Genomic DNA, 2,159 nt, shown 5'->3' on the forward strand with positions numbered 1-2,159 from the left:
AATCCTAAGCTTTCCGAGACGATCAAAACATGGCCGGGCATTCCAAGTGGGCCAACATCCAGCACCGCAAGGGCCGCCAGGATGAAAAGCGCGGCAAGGTCTGGACGCGCATCATTCGCGAGATCGTGGTGGCAGCGCGCCAGGGTGGCGGCGACATCACCATGAACCCGCGCCTGCGCCTGGCCATCGAGAAGGCCAAGGCCGCCAACATGCCGGCCGACCGCATCAAATACAACGTCGACAAGGCCACCGGCAACCAAGAAGGCGTGAGCTATGAAGAGATCCGCTACGAGGGCTACGGCATCGGCGGCGCGGCGGTGATCGTCGAGACCATGACCGACAACCGCGTGCGCACCGTCGCCGAGGTGCGGCATGCGTTTTCCAAGTACGGCGGCAACATGGGCACCGACGGCTCGGTGGCGTTCCAGTTCAAGCACTGCGGGCAGTTGGTCTTCGCCCCTGGCACCTCGGAAGACAAGGTGATGGAGGTGGCGCTGGAGGCCGGCGCCGAGGACGTGATCGCGGGCGACGACGGCGCCATCGAGGTGCTCACCGCGCCGTTCGACCTGGAGGCCGTGAAGGCGGCGCTCGAGGCGGCGGGCCTCAAACCCGAACTGGCCGAAGTGACGATGCGCGCCGAGATCTCCATCGATCTCGCCGGCAACGACGCCGAGCGCATGCAAAAACTGCTCGACGTGCTGGAAGACCTGGACGACACGCAAGCCGTCTTCCACAACGCCGAGATGAGCGCATGAAAGTCCTCGTCATCGGCGGCGGCGGCCGTGAGCACGCCATCGCCTGGAAGATCGCCCAGTCGCCCAAGGTGCAGATGGTCTTCGTTGCGCCGGGCAATGGCGGCACGGCGATGGACAAGCGCTTGAAGAACGTCGCCATCACCGACCTCGCCGCTCTGGCTGATTTTGCGCAGGCCGAGCGCATCGGCCTCACCGTGGTCGGCCCCGAAGGGCCGCTGGCGGCGGGCGTGGTGGACCTGTTTCGCGCGCGCGGCTTGCGCGTGTTCGGGCCCAGCAAGGCGGCCGCGCAGTTGGAGAGCTCCAAGGCGTTTTCCAAGGATTTCATGCGCCGCCACGGCATCCCGACCGCGGCGCACGAGACCTTCTCCGACGCCGCCGCGGCGCACGCCTATGTCGACCAGACGGGCGCACCGATCGTCATCAAGGCCGACGGGCTGGCCGCCGGCAAGGGCGTGGTCGTTGCAGAGACGCTCGTCCAGGCGCACCGAGCCGTCGACTGGATGCTGGGCGGCAACAGCGGCGTTGCCCACAACGCCTGCGGTGCGCGTGTCGTGATCGAAGAGTTTCTCGTCGGCGAGGAAGCCAGCTTCATCGTCATCGCCGACGGCAAGACCGTGCTGCCGCTGGCCACCAGCCAGGACCACAAGCGCCTGCTGGACGGCGACGCCGGCCCCAACACCGGCGGCATGGGCGCCTATTCGCCCGCGCCGGTGGTCACGCCCAACGTGCATGCCAAGGTGATGCACGAAATCATCCAGCCCACGCTGGCCGGCATGGCCAAGGACGGCATCCCTTACACCGGTTTTCTGTACGCGGGCCTGATGATCGACGCCGAGGGCAACCCGAAGGCGCTCGAATTCAACTGCCGCATGGGCGACCCCGAAACGCAGCCGATCATGATGCGGCTCAAGAGCGACCTGCTCGAGGTGATGACGCATGCCGCCGACGGCACGCTCGACCAGATCGAGCTGCAGTGGGACCGCCGCTACGCCCTGGGCGTGGTGATGGCCGCGCACGGCTACCCCGAGCGTCCTCGCAAGGCCGACGTGGTGAGCGGCCTGCCGCCCACGCTGCCGGGGTCCGAGCCCGAGAGCGCCGAGGCGATGGTGTTCCATGCCGGCACCACGCAACTCTCCAAAGCCCTGGTGACCAGCGGTGGGCGCGTGCTGTGCGTGACCGCGTTGGGCGAGTCGGCCAAGGCGGCGCAGGCGCGCGCCTACGAGACGCTCGCGACGATCCGCTTCGACGGCATGCAGTTCCGCCGCGACATCGGCCACCGCGCCATCAAGCGCTGAGCCGCACGCCGAGCCGCACTTCGTCGATGGATGTCTTCACCGTGGATGCGGCCAAGCTGGCGATCGTGGCCGCCACCGGCCTGTCCAAGGACACGCTGCACGTCTACGT

2 protein-coding genes are annotated in these 2,159 nt (G+C 67.5%); both read left to right on the forward strand.

What is annotated here, in order from left to right; all coding sequences use genetic code 11:
• The first annotated feature begins 29 nt into the window (after positions 1–29).
• Positions 30–755, forward strand: coding sequence for a YebC/PmpR family DNA-binding transcriptional regulator (locus RMO12_RS11060; RefSeq protein WP_309624803.1), 726 nt, complete (start codon positions 30–32; stop codon positions 753–755).
• Positions 752–2,050, forward strand: coding sequence for a phosphoribosylamine--glycine ligase (gene purD / locus RMO12_RS11065; RefSeq protein ID WP_309624804.1), 1,299 nt, complete (start codon positions 752–754; stop codon positions 2,048–2,050). Before RMO12_RS11060 ends, purD begins: the two co-directional genes overlap by 4 nt.
• Positions 2,051–2,159 lie beyond the last annotated feature (109 nt).

This window comes from Methylibium sp. (assembly GCF_031393925.1).
GTDB lineage: Bacteria > Pseudomonadota > Gammaproteobacteria > Burkholderiales > Burkholderiaceae_C > Methylibium.